The 14688-nt window shown below is 58.2% G+C and carries 15 protein-coding genes and 1 pseudogene; 6 read left to right on the top strand and 10 right to left on the bottom strand.

Features of this window, described 5'->3' with window-relative positions; translation table 11 throughout:
- The first annotated feature begins 55 nt into the window (after positions 1-55).
- A complete protein-coding gene (locus FAA97_RS16865; protein ID WP_136599731.1) occupies positions 56-502 on the top strand; it encodes an Rrf2 family transcriptional regulator in 447 nt (148 codons plus the stop codon).
- Here the strand turns inward: FAA97_RS16865 and FAA97_RS16860 are convergent.
- Both FAA97_RS16860 and FAA97_RS16855 read right to left on the bottom strand, forming a co-directional pair.
- Positions 478-1356: a hypothetical protein gene (locus tag FAA97_RS16860; protein WP_136599730.1), complete on the bottom strand. Its 879-nt coding sequence runs from the start codon at positions 1354-1356 to the stop codon at positions 478-480. The genes FAA97_RS16865 and FAA97_RS16860 overlap by 25 nt on opposite strands.
- A 30-nt stretch (positions 1357-1386) precedes the next feature.
- Positions 1387-1941 carry a flavin reductase family protein gene (locus FAA97_RS16855; protein WP_136599729.1) on the bottom strand — a complete coding sequence of 185 codons (555 nt, stop codon included), beginning with the start codon at positions 1939-1941 and terminating at the stop codon, positions 1387-1389.
- Between the two features lie 139 nt (positions 1942-2080).
- On the opposite strand from FAA97_RS16855, the gene FAA97_RS16850 reads away from it, so the two are divergent.
- The 4 genes from FAA97_RS16850 to FAA97_RS21110 all read left to right on the top strand — a co-directional run bounded on the left by FAA97_RS16850 (position 2081) and on the right by FAA97_RS21110 (position 7270).
- Positions 2081-3541, top strand: a complete 1461-nt coding sequence (locus FAA97_RS16850) for an FAD/NAD(P)-binding protein (protein ID WP_136599728.1) — start codon at positions 2081-2083, stop codon at positions 3539-3541.
- Between the two features lie 207 nt (positions 3542-3748).
- Complete coding sequence (locus FAA97_RS16845) at positions 3749-4195, top strand: MerR family transcriptional regulator (protein ID WP_136599727.1); 447 nt, start codon at positions 3749-3751, stop codon at positions 4193-4195.
- Positions 4185-4763, top strand: a complete 579-nt coding sequence (locus tag FAA97_RS16840) for a PIN domain-containing protein (protein ID WP_136599726.1) — start codon at positions 4185-4187, stop codon at positions 4761-4763. Before FAA97_RS16845 ends, FAA97_RS16840 begins: the two co-directional genes overlap by 11 nt.
- Before the next feature lie 146 nt (positions 4764-4909).
- Complete coding sequence (locus tag FAA97_RS21110) at positions 4910-7270, top strand: hypothetical protein (RefSeq protein ID WP_168801031.1); 2361 nt, start codon at positions 4910-4912, stop codon at positions 7268-7270.
- Positions 7271-7415: 145 nt separating this feature from the next.
- Here FAA97_RS21110 and FAA97_RS16830 read toward each other — a convergent pair whose 3' ends face one another.
- The 3 genes from FAA97_RS16830 to FAA97_RS16820 form a co-directional block, all read right to left on the bottom strand.
- Positions 7416-8522 carry a Fic family protein gene (locus tag FAA97_RS16830; RefSeq protein WP_136599725.1) on the bottom strand — a complete coding sequence of 369 codons (1107 nt, stop codon included), beginning with the start codon at positions 8520-8522 and terminating at the stop codon, positions 7416-7418.
- A gap of 247 nt (positions 8523-8769) precedes the next feature.
- A complete protein-coding gene (locus tag FAA97_RS16825) occupies positions 8770-9456 on the bottom strand; it encodes a glutathione S-transferase family protein (RefSeq protein WP_136599724.1) in 687 nt (228 codons plus the stop codon).
- A gap of 38 nt (positions 9457-9494) precedes the next feature.
- Positions 9495-10172, bottom strand: a complete 678-nt coding sequence (locus tag FAA97_RS16820) for a class I SAM-dependent methyltransferase (protein ID WP_136599723.1) — start codon at positions 10170-10172, stop codon at positions 9495-9497.
- 110 nt (positions 10173-10282) lie between these two features.
- On the opposite strand from FAA97_RS16820, the gene FAA97_RS16815 reads away from it, so the two are divergent.
- Positions 10283-10747: an Rrf2 family transcriptional regulator gene (locus tag FAA97_RS16815; RefSeq protein WP_136599722.1), complete on the top strand. Its 465-nt coding sequence runs from the start codon at positions 10283-10285 to the stop codon at positions 10745-10747.
- A 76-nt stretch (positions 10748-10823) separates the two neighbouring features.
- On the opposite strand, the gene FAA97_RS16810 is transcribed toward FAA97_RS16815, so the two are convergent.
- The 5 genes and pseudogenes from FAA97_RS16810 to FAA97_RS16790 form a co-directional block, all read right to left on the bottom strand.
- Entirely contained in the window at positions 10824-11555 is a 732-nt protein-coding gene (locus FAA97_RS16810; protein ID WP_136599942.1) for an SDR family oxidoreductase, read from the bottom strand.
- A gap of 53 nt (positions 11556-11608) precedes the next feature.
- Positions 11609-12156: pseudogene (locus FAA97_RS16805) on the bottom strand (flavin reductase family protein).
- A 53-nt stretch (positions 12157-12209) separates the two neighbouring features.
- A complete protein-coding gene (locus tag FAA97_RS16800; protein WP_136599721.1) occupies positions 12210-12959 on the bottom strand; it encodes an SDR family oxidoreductase in 750 nt (249 codons plus the stop codon).
- A gap of 215 nt (positions 12960-13174) precedes the next feature.
- Positions 13175-13573 carry a RidA family protein gene (locus FAA97_RS16795; RefSeq protein ID WP_136599720.1) on the bottom strand — a complete coding sequence of 133 codons (399 nt, stop codon included), beginning with the start codon at positions 13571-13573 and terminating at the stop codon, positions 13175-13177.
- Between the two features lie 197 nt (positions 13574-13770).
- Entirely contained in the window at positions 13771-14634 is an 864-nt protein-coding gene (locus FAA97_RS16790; RefSeq protein WP_136599719.1) for an alpha/beta fold hydrolase, read from the bottom strand.
- Between the last annotated feature and the right edge of the window lie 54 nt (positions 14635-14688).

Raw genomic sequence — 14688 nt, 5'->3', positions numbered from 1 at the left:
AACTATGTACGATGAGCAAAATCACCCTTGAGGCCTTCGGCCGGATATCTCCGCAATGCTCACCAACAAAGGCAAGTATGGTCTGAAAGCGCTGGTCGACCTCGCAGGTCTTGAGCCAGGGCAGACGGCGTTCGTGACCGACATTGCGACGCGAAACAATATTCCGAAGAAATTCCTCGACACGATCCTTCTGGAGCTGCGCAACAACGGCTTCCTGCGCTCGAAGAAGGGGCCGAATGGCGGCTATGCGCTATCAAAACCGGCAGAAGAGATCATGATCGGCCAGGTCATTCGCGCGCTTGACGGTCCACTTGCGCCGATACGCTGCGCCAGCCGCACGGCATTTGAAGCCTGCGACGATTGTCGGGACCCGGCATCATGCCAGATCCGGATTTCCATGACGCAGGTTCGCGATGCCATGGCCGCTGTTCTCGACACAATGACACTGACGCAATTCGTAGCGTCGGAACAACCCGATCAGGATCTGATCGCCGGCGAGTGATCACCAGCGCAGCGCAAACGCGCCGTATCCAGTGCAAGGCAGAACCGGTCAATCTGCGCAAGATCGATCGGGGGATCATCCACCTGAATGCCATCGATAAGGGAGGCTGCCTTCTGAATCATCGCGTCCAGAAGTTCGAGTTCGATTGCGGCAGAAGGATCTGCCACCGATGTCTGTGCCTTCGCGCCAACTCGTCCGCGCGTTGCGGCAGCCATCAGAAAGGCGGTCATCAGTCGCGCCAGACAGTCCGCATTCTCACCGAGGGAGAGAATGTAATCGGGATGGACCGTCACTTCCGATGGCGAATTTTCTCGGCGGAATGACGTGCGCTTGATGTCCAGAATGGCGGCTACCGGTTCAGAACCTGCGCCAGACGCCCTCAGGATTTGCCAATCTGAAGCACTGATCTCAAAATCCGCCCCACCATTGTCCAAGGCGAAGACCAGACCCGACTGTACCAGCCTTGGTGGCGAAACACCCACCCGACGAGCGCTCAAGTCGAAGACGTCGCCCAGCACAACGCGTCCGTAGATCGCCTTACGTTGTTCTGCCGATCCGCTGGTCCGCACCAGTTCAAGGGCAACAAGGTGCCGAAGCAGTTGCTCTGCCGCTTTCGCGTTCCAGGCAGCCAGTCGGCTGACGGCCTCGGCGACGATAAGGTTCGAGATATCCGCACCCCCAAAGCTCGCGGGAATGGATATGGCGAGAAGCCCACTCATGGGCAGACCGAAGATCTGGTCCTTGTTGTGACCCGTCGCCGAAGGTCCCAAGCAGTCGAGTGCGGCCAAGACATCGGCCTCCCGTGTCAGGGCAACCGGTACCGGTCGCAATCGATCAGCCGTCGCTACCACCATCGAACAGACCCTCCTCTACTCAAGCCAGAGTTACGTGACCGCGTGGTACTTGCCATTCTGATACAGGAGCGAACTCCCACCGCTCAAGCGTATGGAAAGGACGCGACCGATCACGATGACATGGCTGTGTCGCTCAATCGCCTCCTCCACTTCGCAGTCGAGTGATGCAACCGCATCCTCCAGCACTGGCGCTCCGCTGGCAAGCCTTGTCCATTCGGCTCCGACATAGCGCTCGGGTCCCTTCAATCCACCGATGCCCGCAAATCGGTTTGCAATGTCCTGATGGGCGGCACCAATCACATTAACCGCGAAATGGCGGTAACGCTCGACGACGGGCCAGGTGGAGGAGGATCTATTGAGGGATACCAGCATGCGCGGGGGATCGACGGACAAAGCCGTCGCAGAGGTGACCGTGGCGCCTGACCGCTCAGCACCTTCGCCCGCCGTGATCACGCTGACGCCGCCACCCAGCGTTCTCAAGGCCTCCTTCAAGCCGGCCGCATCGGCTGGTCGATCGGACACTGGCTGATCGGGCACTGGGCGAAGGCGCGGCTCGCTGAATTCGCTTGCGATAAAAACGTTCATCTGACCTCTCCTTGAACACTGCATTTGGAGCATGGGTAACAGCCGGGGAACCGAAGCAGTAGACAAGCGTTTTTAATCTCCATATATTTTATAGAAAATATGCCCAGCTCTGCCCCCGCGAACCGGAAGGAAGACTGCCATGTTAAAAATCAGGATGTCGTCTCCGAGACTGCAGGCGCAACCGACGCGCCCCGGCCCCCGTATCGCAATCATCGGCGGCGGATATACTGGCGCAATCATTGCCAAACTTCTGGCCGAGCGCGGGGTTCGGGACATCGAAGAGGTGACCGTCTTCGAGCCCCGTGAGCAGCTCGGCTGCGGCCTTGCCTATGATGGCAAGAACATCGATGTTCGCTTAAATGTCGCAGCACACAGAATGCGCGCCATCCCCGGCTCTCCAACTGCCTTCCTCGACTGGCTGCAGATCAGCGGAACGCTCACAGTCGATCCGGATGCCGTGACCCCCGAGGGTATTTTTGCTCGGCGCCGCGATTTTGGACGGTTCATGCGGGCACAACTGGCACCTCACGTGGAAAGTGGCGCGATCCGACATATCCGCCAAGCCGTTCGGGGGGGTGAACGCCAGAGCGATCAGTGGCGGATCTCCGGGGCTGATGGCACCACCGTCCTGGCCGACATTCTGATCCTTGCGACCGGGCATCCTCCTGCATCCAGACCACCCGTCGTCGACAGGCTGAGCGCTTTGGCAACGAGCCGTGTCAAAGATATCCTTGCCGCTGATGCGTTCAACGAAATCGGCAAGTGCGACCCAGTCCTCATAGTCGGCTCCGGCCTCACCGCCATTGACGCCCTCTGCCGCCTGAAGGCCCTTGGCTACACCGGGACCGTCAACCTTCTCTCCCGCACTGGCCTTATGCCGAGACCGCATGCCGGCGGTGGCTTTTCACCCTTTGGTGACTTCAGCAGCACCGACCTCACATCGGCCAAAAAGCTTCTATCGAAGGTGCGAGCGACGATCAGAGAAGCGCAGGCGCAGGGCATACCCTGGCAGTCCGTGTTCGATGCTCTGCGTCAAGATGCACCGTCGTTGTGGCAAGCGCTGCCGATGCGCGAGCGACAAAAATTCCTCGGGCGTCTCCGCCGCTGGTACGATGTTCATCGGTACCGCATGCCACCCCAAGGGGCCGCCGTCCTTGAGCTGGGCATCGACACTGGCCGGGTCAGACTGGAAACGGGCGATCTCGTCTCCATCACTGAAGATAAGCAAGGCCTCATTGCGGGGTTAAAGTCCCGTGCAGGAAGCACAGAGTTTCGCTGTCGCCACATCCTTCTGGCGACTGGCCCTGATTTCCAGGACTATGCAGCCCATCAGCGGTTTCTGCTCGGCATGCTCCGGGATGGCTTCATCCAATCGGATCCGCTCGGTCTCGGCCTTGCTTGCGACTTTGCTGGCAGAGCCCTCACTGTTGCTGGAACACCGGACTCCACGCTCTTCATCGCCGGACCGCCCGCTCGCCCAGCATTCGGTGAGCTGACAGGCGTCCCGGAAATTGCCGCGCAAGCTGCGAGCTTGGTGGACCGGATCATCGGCTGTTGTGCCCGCGAGACGAGGACCATCGTCATCAGCCCACCAATGTGAATGGCTGGCGTCAGCTCCCTGGTGGATGCTCACGGCAGCATTACATCCGAACCGAAGGCGCAAAGCGGTCACCGCCTCCGCCTTGAGGGCAACCGGACCAGCGTGGCGAAGAACCGCGCCCATCACCACAATTGTAACCAACTTGGGCTTTCAGTTATTGCAGTTAGAGGCCTTCTTCGCTATATTGGCAATCAAGGAGATACAGTAGTGGCCAGCCAGATTGTTCATTTCGCTAGATTGTCGGATCACGACCGAAATACGGCAGTGCCGCTACCAAAGTTTGCTGCCGGCGACATGCTGGAACTCCACGTTCGCGATGCAGATGGCAAGAAGCGGATGTTACCAATCCCGCAATCGGCAGCCTCAGCTGTTGAAGCTCTTCTGGCGCACATGCTGCGCGGGGAGCGCGTTGCAGTGCTGGCCGAGGACCAAGAAGTAAGTCCAAGCGAAGCTTCCGCCATTCTCGGCATCTCTCGTCCGCTCGTCGTCTTGCGAATGGACCGGGGCGATCTGCCGTTTCGCTACGTCGGCAAACACCGCCGTGCCCTGATGAAGGATGTGCTGGCGTTGAAGGCTAAGCTCGACAAACGACAGACGGCGATGGAAGCGCTAGCCGAGGACACAGACGACCTGATCGAGACCTATGGCCTCTAATCCGCCTGTCGCAGTCTACGACGCCTGCGTTCTCTACCCCTTCCATCTGCGAAACATCCTGATCCAGTGCGCCTTCGACGGTCTCGTCGAGGCACGCTGGACCGACGAAATACATGAAGAGTGGATACGCAATCTTGCCGCTAACACACCAGGTTTGTCCATCGACCGCCTGGAAGCCACGCGCGACCGGATGAACGCGGTGCTCCCGGAGGCAGTCGTGGCCGACTATCGCCCGTGGATGCACGAGCTCACCTTACCGGATCCCGACGATCGGCATGTCCTGGCAGCTGCCATTTCAGCGAAGGCCTCCGTGATCGTCACTTGGAACCTGAAGGACGTTCCCGCGAGAAACCTTCTTGCCCATGGTGTGACCAGCAAATCGCCAGACGATTTCCTTACCGATCTCCATGCGGCGTTTCCTGATGCACTGATCTCCAGTGTCAGAAGTGCAAGGCATAATCTGCGCAAGACAATCCCATCGGTTGAGGCGTTCATCGACGCGCTTTGCCAAGGCGGACTGAAGAAGTTTTCAAGGGTGCTTCGCCGGAACATAGCCAGATTGAAATGAGCAGGCGTCGTCATTGAACTGCCGAGAGCGCCCCACGACTTCCTTGGATTACCGCGTCGTCCTCGCCAGCTTTACGGACTTTTAACTCTCTGCCCCTAATTCCGCACGCCCTCGGCCTGAGGCACCGAGAAACTGCGGAATTACACATGCCAAACGAAGATCTTTCCAAGCACCATTTTCAGAAGAAGATTTTGACCTACTGCGATGTCCGTATCGCACCCATGGCGCCGGATTGGGTCGTAGAAAACATAAGGCCGTACCTTATCGGTTTGCTCACTTTTCGAAAGACACCCGCTCTCGCGAACAATCGCTATGACTGGCGGCACATTGCACATGATTGCGGAATCGATGAAGCCCTGACGACAACGCTGAAGAAGCAACTGCGACCAGCGCTGGATGCGATCATGCGTTGGCTGAAAGAGCCGCCTGTGGATGACGACGCTCCGAGAGGCAAAAGACCGCATGCAATGCTGAAAGCCGGCGCCAGGAAAAGGATCGCACCTTCCTCGACGGGCCATCATCGAGAAGTCGCAGAGGTCGAGAGCCCGCCATCCTCTAACCGCCCCGGCCCCAAGCCGAGACCAGTGTCTGACAATCCAGAACCATTGTTTGAGGCGAACGAAGACCCGAGTTCATTCGCCGATGCACTCGCCTATCAAATGCGCCGCTTTGGCGAGAGTTACTGGCAACTCCACCGGGCTGTCGTTCGCATAGACGAAACCTTTGATGCGAAGACCTTGCTGTCGTGGATAGAGGGCCAGCGTGTGCCTCGATCGGTGGCCAGCTATGACGTACTTGGCCGTATCGAGCGCAGATACGGCCTGCCGAACGGCTACTTCAAGGCGAAACTGCCCCATCAGTCCAGATCGCTATATGGCCACGATCTGGAGGACATCAGCCCGGCGGAGCGGCGCCGGCTTGCCTGGCATCTTCCCGACGACTTCGGCAGCCTGCCGTTTTCGAAGCGCGAAGAGATCCTGGAATGGGTCAGGCGCGTCATCATCTCGGGGTCGACGGATTACAGACGTTTCCAGGCAGCAGCGACGAAGCAGCGATACGCGATCCGGTTCCCTGGGGTCACATATGGAGGGAGTACACTCACTCCTCGACTAGCGGCTGCTAGCTGGCTGCGAGATCAGGACGAAAAAGGGCCTTCGACCGAGGCGCTCGAGGATCCAGATCTGCTCTCCGGTGTCGTCGATGCACCCCCTCGGCTTGCGATGGAGATGGCAGACCTCATCCGCTTCAAGACGTCAACACTGACTGAGATAGGCTACCGCAGGAATGGCGTCTGGAATGAGGAGACAGCCAGCCAGAAGATCGAACATCTCGGCCTTATGTTTGGGGCACTTGCGGCATCCCCGAACGGGGTTGTCAAAGGTCGAGGCGTGCCGCTCAGCCAACTCACCTTCGGCCTCCTGATCTTCCCTGGGGTGTGGGACTGGTATTTACAGTGGCGGGAGCGCCGTCGCGGCTTCTTCACCAAATGGGAGGAAGACATGCTGATGGTGGCCATGGCCCTCACGCGCGCTGAAGTCGGCTGGATTCGCCAACATCCCGAACTGTTGCGCAACGTGAAGCCGATCGAAGGACTGATCACGACAGACGAGATTGCGGCTGCTCGTCGAGATTGGCACGATGCATGCGAGGACTTCCATCGCCATGCAGCCAATCGATCAAAAGAAATTCAGCGGGTGATGCGGGTGCACCGCGATCCGTTCGAGCCTATCATGTGCGTGCTGGAGGCAGATAGCCCGCTCGCTGAATATCGCAAGATCACCGAGGAGATCTTGAAGCGAATGCCTGATGAGCATCGCTACCCGAGAGCAGCCGCTGAGGCGGTCCGTTCGTTCCTGATGCTGAGGCTTGGTTTACATCTTGGCCTCAGGCAGAAAAACCTTCGGCAGTTGCTGGTCTGCCCGCGCGGACAATTCCCGACGGCAGAACGCCGGCTCGAAGACATGAAGCGCGGCGAACTGCGATGGAACGAACGGGAGCGTGGGTGGGAGGTCTTCATCCCGTCCAACGCGTTCAAGAACTCGGGCTCATCTTTTTTTGGGCAGAAGCCCTTTCGGCTGGTGCTGCCGGATCTTCTTGATCTCTACACCTATCTCAATGCCTATATCGAGCGGCATAGGAAGGTCTTGCTGGGGCGCGCACCCGATCCCGGCACGCTTTTCGTCAAGACCGTCAAGACGACCAGCATCGATGCGGCGTATAATCAGACAACATTTTACGAGGCTTGGCGGTTGGCGATTCAGCGCTACGGCATATACAATCCATATACCGGCCGCGGCGCGATTAAGGGCCTGCTACCGCATGGCCCCCACAATGTCCGAGACGTTCTCGCGACACACATCCTGAAGCAGACAGGATCCTATGAGCAGGCAAGCTATGCCATCCAGGACACGCCTGACGTCGTGCAGCAACACTATGGGCGCTTTCTGCCGCAGGACAAAGCAGCATTGGCGGCGCGGATCCTTAATCAGGTATGGGAGGCAGCTTAGTATGTTGGATGCGTCGCTGAGCGCATTGCAGCGCATGTGCGCGAAGGTCCACGCCCGTCTAGGGCACTGCCTGTCGTATTCGCCTTGAAAGGTCTCGAACAGCCGTTCGCCTGACTTTGGTGGTGTTCATTGGCGTGGTGAAAAATTATTTCTGCAATGACAGTGAGTACCGAGCATGCCGACGCTCACCCGTACGCGTGAGTGCACCGATCTCCACGAGTTGCTGAAGGTCGCGTGTTGCTGTAGCGCGGGATGTATCTGTGATCGAGATATAGTTTTCGGCACTTAGACCTCCCTTGAAGCCAGCCGTGCCTTCCTTGAAGATGCGCGCGACTACCTTTTCTTGGCGCTCGTTCAGCTTGTCCCGGAAACGATCATAGAACTTTGCTTTCTGGATGAAAAAATCTACGCGCTCAAGCGTCGCCTGTTGAGCATCCAGGATAGTTTCTGAAAAGAAAATGACCCAATCGGTGATATCAAGCTTGCGCTGGTGCCGCTCAAGCTCTGAGTAATAGGCCTTCCGGCGCTTTTCGATTGTGAAGGCGAGTGAAATGAGACTTGGCTGTCCTATGTTTTGCGCTAGGGATTTCTCGGCGAGCGCGCGTCCAATTCGGCCGTTGCCATCTTCAAATGGATGTATGCTTTCAAAGTAAAGGTGCCCTACTGCGGCGCGCGTCAGAGCTTGGAGCGACGTTTTACCATCAGGCCCGGATTGATTGAACCATGTGATGAAGGTCTCCATCTCGGCGGCAACCTGGCGAGATGGAGGAGCCTCGAAATGGATGGTGGGTTTGTCCAATCGACCTGATACGATCTGCATGGCGTCTTCATGCGTGCGATAAGCACCAACCGTTTCAATATATCGGTTTCCGCCCATCAGCATTGAATGCCAGTGGAACAGTCCCTTATGACACAGCGGCCTATGCCAACTTCGATAGACATCCGCCATCATCTCGGCGATCCCCCGCTCTTGGGGGCGGATCTGTCTATCATCAGTGTTTAGCCCGAACTGCCGGCGGAGTGATGACTGGATACTCACGCGGTCCAGAAATTCCCCCTCAATCTCTGAGGTCTTGACCGCTTCGTCGCTCAGCAACTCAATGCGAAGTTGGTTGCTGTCGTCATCGTTGAAGTGTCGAACAGCACCGATAACCTCGCCGGCGGACCGCAAGAATTTCTGCTCCAACGGTATCAGGCTTGCGGTGTGGTATCTGAAGCTTGGCCAGTCAGCGTTTTGCCAGTTCCATGTCATGAGTTATAGAACCCCTCTCTATAACTCATGATTATTGCCAGAAATGAGCTATTGCAAGCCCATCTATCGCTCAGCACCACAATCTGCCGCCCTCCATTCAAGAGGCAGCGATCGGCATTTAATGTTGCATCTAGGCCGGGTGTCCTCGTCTCCGCCTTGAACGGAATCGAACCAGCGTCCGGTCATCCTAACCGACTATTTGCATGTGACTGAACCACTTGAGCACGTGGGAAGTAAGGGACTCAGCCTAAAAGTAAACTCCCGTCTGCCCCATCAGACCCACTGCCTTGCACTGCAGTTGCTCGGGATAGGGTGGCCGCTTGGCGCTGGGCCGCTGGCTGAACCTATCGAACCACATCTGGAGCTTAACGCACCCGGGCGGGATCGGAACGGCATAGAAATCGCTCGTATACTGCAGCGTCGCCATCGCCACGCAGTCAGCCAGCGTGACGTGCTCACCGGCAATGAATGGGTCTTCGCTTATCAACCTTTCGATGAGCCGCAGCTGCCCGAAATACCGGTCGGAGCAGATGTCCGCGACTTCGCGGCTTGATCGCACCACGCCTTGTCCGAGCGCACTGCCGTGGCGCGCCCAGAGGCCGAAGAAGGTAAGGGCCTCATCGAAAACATGAACGATTTGGCGAACCTTGGCCCGTTCCGCTGGTGTCTTCCCTCTCATATCGGGGGCCGGGATCCGATCCTCAAGATATTCGAGAATCGCAAGTGACTGGCCAACCACGGTACCATCGACATCCCTCAGGATGGGGAGAGATCCCGTGGGAGTGAGAGCCCCGATTTCTGGCGTCGGCGTCTGCTCACGCTCATTTGGCTCCGCATACAATGTCACCGCGACGCTCTCAGGCTGCTTTTCTGCCAGGTAGATATTCACCCTTTGCGGATAAGGCCCGAAGGCGAAATTGAAGATTTCAACCAAACTGATCCCTCCTTATTGTCAGCGCGTTGTGCGCAGCGTCAGCCGGTCATGGCCCAGCCGCGGAACGAAAGGGCAGCGTAGAACAGGCTTGGCTGCCGGAAGCCGGCTTCGCGAAAGCACGCTTCTTCCCGGTCCTGCGAAAGCAGCGGCAGCCGCTCGGCCATCGCCTTGGCCGAGGCTGCTGCCTGTCCAGGCGCCGAGGTCGGACCCACGGCAAATGCCGCAGATCTCGCCAGCCAGAGATGCGCTTGTCCTTCGATCTCAGTGTGATGGGCGGCAACGAAAACGCCGCCCGGCTTCAGACGCCTGCGGATCTCCTGGAGAGTCTCCAGCCGCTCGTGCCAATCGAGGAAATGCAGTGTCAGGAGGCAAACCGCGCCATCGAAAGGACCGGCTGGTGCATCGATAGCCGTTCCATGATTAAGTTGCGTTCGCTCGGCGCAAAATGACGTCGTTTGGCGGGCGATGTCGAGCATGGCAGGCGAGGGATCGACGCCGGTAAATCGCCAGTCCGGCCGCATCTCCGCCATAGCCCTGATTTCCAGGCCGCCGCCGGCACCCACGACGAGTATGTCGGCAGCACCCGGCGCCTGTTCGGCAAGAAGCAGCGCTGCCATTTTGTGGAGGTCTGCAAGCCCTGGCACCTTGCGCGGCGTCTCAAGGGCATAGTCGCTGACGGGCGCCAGATTCTGGAATGGATTGGGATTGCCGTTCATGACGAACCTCTTTATGTATCAGTCGAAGATACATAATACGCTTTCGCTTCTTGTATCAAGTGATGCTACATGATTTGCCAGGATGATGGTCGCATGAGTTGGGGCGGGCGATGAACAAGGATACGAGACTATCTGATGTGTTGCATGTGCTCTTGCACATGGCGCAAGTGAAGGAGTGCCTGACATCGGAGGTTCTGGCACGAAGCATGGGTACCAACCCAGCCGTATTCCGTAGGACAATGGCGGGGTTGCGTCGCGCGGGCCACGTCATCTCGGGCAAGGGCCACGGCGGGGGCTGGCAACTTGCGCGACCCCTTGAGGAAATCACGCTTCTAGCCGTCTATGAAGCGCTGGAGCGGCCGACACTGTTTGCTATTGGCTCACGCGGCAGGCATCCGGAATGCAGGATTGAAGAGGGCGTCAACTCAGCCCTGGCGGAGACCATGCGGCAGGCGGAAAGCCTGCTGTTGCAGCGATTTGGCCAGGTGACGTTGGATCAACTGATGCCGTCGCAGGCAAAGGGATCAACGCAGACTTGCCGCAGTGCCTTACCCGCCACGCCGCGTGGGGACTGAGTTGACCCCCACAGGCATGGCGTCGCAACGCGGGCGCTGCTGCAGAACGCAGCAGCGCCGGATGAGGTGCCGGGTTTCAGTCACTCGCCGTTGGTCGAACGACGATGTCGCTCGTGTCCACCCCGTCAGGCTGGCCTATAACATGCATGATAGCCGCTGCAATCGCCTCGGGCTTCAAAGCGATCTGGCGATAACTTTCCATGGCCTGCGCCGCCACCGGATCGGTGATCGTGTTCGCCAGTTCAGATTCCACCACACCCGGATAGATGCAGGTGACGCGGAGCTTGTCGTTCTCCTGGCGCAGCCCGTCCGAGATCGCGCGAACCGCATATTTGGTTGCGCAGTAAACGGCGGCCGTCGGCGAGACGGCAAGGCCGCCGATCGAGGAGATATTGATAATCTGACCGGATCCCTGACTGTTCATCACTGGCAGAACCGCTGCAATGCCATGGAGGACGCCCTTAATGTTGACGTCGATCATCCGGTCCCACTCGTCCACCTTCAGAGACGCCATGGGTGACAACGGCATGATGCCGGCATTATTAATGATCACATCAATCCGACCGAACTCCTGCACGGCCGCATCCGCGAAGGACTGGACGCTCTCACGAGAAGTCACATCAAGGCATCTGTAGATTGCCCTGCCCCCGGCAGCAGTGAGGTCCCTGGCAAGCTCTTTGAGGCGATCCGTTCGTCTTGCGCCGAGCACCACGACAGCGCCTGAAGTAGCTAGGGCGCGCGCGGTCGCTTCTCCAATCCCGCTGCTGGCTCCGGTAATCAGGATTATCTTGTTGTCGATGTTCCTCATGGTTTTTCCTTCCTTGGTAGATTCGAGTGGGGAAACGCCCCTGTGCACAGTACTCACGGCAGGTGACGCCACTTGACCATGCGGTGCTTCAGGTCGAGCGTGCCGTTGTCGACGGCGAAGGTCCCATCCCCCCGATGGTGTAGGGTTCGCCGTTCCGTCCGGCTTTCATTGAGCCAGATCCTCTTCGCCTCAAGGATGAAGAGGTTGTAGGGGTCGCGCAGCCTGTCATCGATGACGACACATTCGATGTTGGCAGGCAATCCGCGAGAAGGGGAGCCGAGACCTGCTCCGCGGGCCTGGTCCTCAGGCCAAACCGCTCAAACTTGTCGAAATCCGCGCCGGAACAGTTTCCGACATCGACAACGGTTTCGGCCAGATCCAGGCCTGGCACGGCAATCACGCATTCACCGGTCTTGCGAAGCGCGTGATAGCTATGGTCCCAGGGGCCGATCACACAGCCGATGAGCGGCGGATCGTGCTGGATCATCATGTGGAAGCCCATTGTCATGACATTGGGCTTGCCGTTGTCGTAGGTCGACACCAACACGATCGGGCCAGGTTCAAGCAGACGGTAGGCCTGCGATGCGGGTAGTTCCTTCATCTGGATCTCCTTTGAGGCCCCTGCGCAGCGGCAGGGGCCGAAAGGGCGGCGCCTTACCAGCCCTGTTCCACGGGCAGGACGAAGAGTTCGGCCACATCAACATGCGCCGGTGCCTGTGCGGCAAAGACGACCGTGTCGCCGATGTCCTCGCCCTTTAGGAAGGTCATCTGGCCGGCAAGGTCGTCCATCTGCTGGCGGTAGCCGGGATCGGTGATGTGATCGTAAAGCTCTGTGGCGACAGCACCCGGCTGGATGCAGGTGACCCGGATGTTGTGCTTCGGGCCCACCTCCATGCGCAGGCCATCCGAAAATGCAGCGACTGCATGTTTGGTGGCGCAATAGACCGACAGCCCCTTGAACACCTTACGGCCGGCAATCGAGGACATGTTGAATACATGGCCTGAGTGCTGTTTGATCATCTGCGGCAGGACGGCGGCCGTCGTGTTGAAGAGACCCTTCACGTTCACATCCACCATCCGGTGCCACTCATCGACCTTGAACTGGTCGATATCGGAGAGCGGCATCACGCCGGCATTGTTGACGAGGATGTCGATCGCACCATAGGTATTGACAAGCGTCTTGACGCTAGCTTCGACGGAGGTGGGGTCAACCACGTCCATCTCAAGTACCATGGCTTCGCCACCCACAGCCTCGATCTTCATCTTGAGCTCATTGAGCTTTTCGGTGCGGCGGGCGGCAATGCCAACTCTCGCTCCGGCCTCGGCAAGCTTGAGAGCGGTTGCGGCGCCAATACCGCTGGAGGCGCCGGTCACGAGGGCGATTTTTTCGTTCAGGTTCGTCATTGTCGTCACTCCTAATCTGGGGAAGCCGCCTTGAAGACGGTTTGTCGCGTTGACGAGGTGAGATTTAGGCTCGACTGGATGAGCTTCTTTCGGGGTCTTGCGCCGCATGTCGGGATCTTGCGCAAAAGTCGCGATCCGCATGCGTGTGACGCAAAAGTGCAAGGCAGGAGCCCTAGATTTGCTCCCAGCAACGTCGTGGCAGAGCGCGATGAATATCAGCGGTCGCTCGGTATACGAGCGATAACCTTGATCTCGAAGTCAAACCCGGCGAGCCAGGTGACACCGATCGCAGTCCAGCTTGGATAAGGTGGTTCCGGAAATGCCTCGTTTTTCACCGCCATGATGACGCCGAATTGGTTTTCGGGATCCGTGTGGAAGGTCGTCACGTCGACAACATCGTCAAAGCTGCAACCTCCAGCCGACAGGGTCGCTTCAAGGTTCGCGAAGGCCAGTCGGACCTGCGCCGCGAAGTCGGGCTCTGGTGATCCGTCGGACCGGCTTCCGACCTGGCCGGAAACGAATAGAAGGCCGCCGGAGGCTATTGCTGCCGAGTAGCCGTGCGCTTGGTAGAGGGCGTGACGATCCGTTGGAAAGATGGCGGTACGTGAATTCATTTTCTCTTCTCCTTTACTCGGCGGTCCGTAGACCGCCGTCATTGAAAGAGAAGAAGCTAAGAGCTGATGGTGGATCGTCTCGCGCGATCTTGCTTCGTGTGTTGCGCTTTTGCTGAATTCGACGGAGAAGCGCCCAGCCAGCGAGTTGGCCGCTTGAGCCCAGAGAAGAGATCTGCGGCCGGTAGCGCTACGACGACTTACGAGAACGTTGCTGAAGCAGGCCGTATAAACTGCGAAACCAGTTCCGCAATTTTCTCCGGCTGGTCCTCCGGCGAGAAGTGACCGCAATTTTCCAAGATGGTCAGGGCTGACCCAGGGATTGCATCACGGAGCTTTCGCCCCCACTCTGGGACCTGCCACTCGTCATTGGCGCCCCAGATGAGTTGCACAGGGAGATCTTTCAACTCACCAAGCCTGTCAGCAACCTCCAATGTATGAACCGGGTCGTAGTGCTTTACCTGGTGCTCAAACAGGCTCGGCTGCCCGATCGGACCAGAAATGTAATCAAGATACGTCTCAAGCGGTCCTTCTTCGAACCGGTGTTTGTCGTGCACAGCGCTGAGCAGCCAATCCCGGAAATGCGCCCGATGCGCGGCGTCGGGCGCTTTCATCAGCGCCTCGAGCCCCTTTTCCATTTGCTGCTTGGTCCGCCTTGAGGGATAGCTGTCGAAGCTCACGACGTCGATCATCGTTAGCGACTTCAATCGATATGGACTAAAAACGCCAAACCTTTGCGCTATTCCCCCGCCAATATCGTGCGCCACCAGATGAAAACGTTCGAGGCCCCAGTGCTCCAGCATCTTTTCGAGAATTGGTACCTGCCCAGACATGGACGTGTCCACATCTCCTGCCTGCGGGCGTTCGGAGAGACCGAAGCCCAGGAGATCGAACACGTGGATCTCGAACCCGGCCTCGATGAGGAGTGGCGTGACGTTCCGCCAGATAAGCGATGAGGATGGAGTTCCATGGAGCAGAACTATGGGTTCACCTTTGCCATGAGTACCGGCGGCAATGCGATAGTTCCTGACGAGAACCTGCTGGTTGATGAGATCATTCCGCATTTGTATCTCCACTCCTCTCGAGGCCTGCGACAACGATGCCACCGCGACACCTTT

This window comes from Peteryoungia ipomoeae, assembly GCF_004912165.1.
In the GTDB taxonomy this organism is placed as follows: domain Bacteria; phylum Pseudomonadota; class Alphaproteobacteria; order Rhizobiales; family Rhizobiaceae; genus Allorhizobium; species Allorhizobium ipomoeae.
The sequence above is the reverse complement of the archived record's forward strand: the minus strand, read 5'-3'. Positions and strand labels throughout refer to the sequence as shown.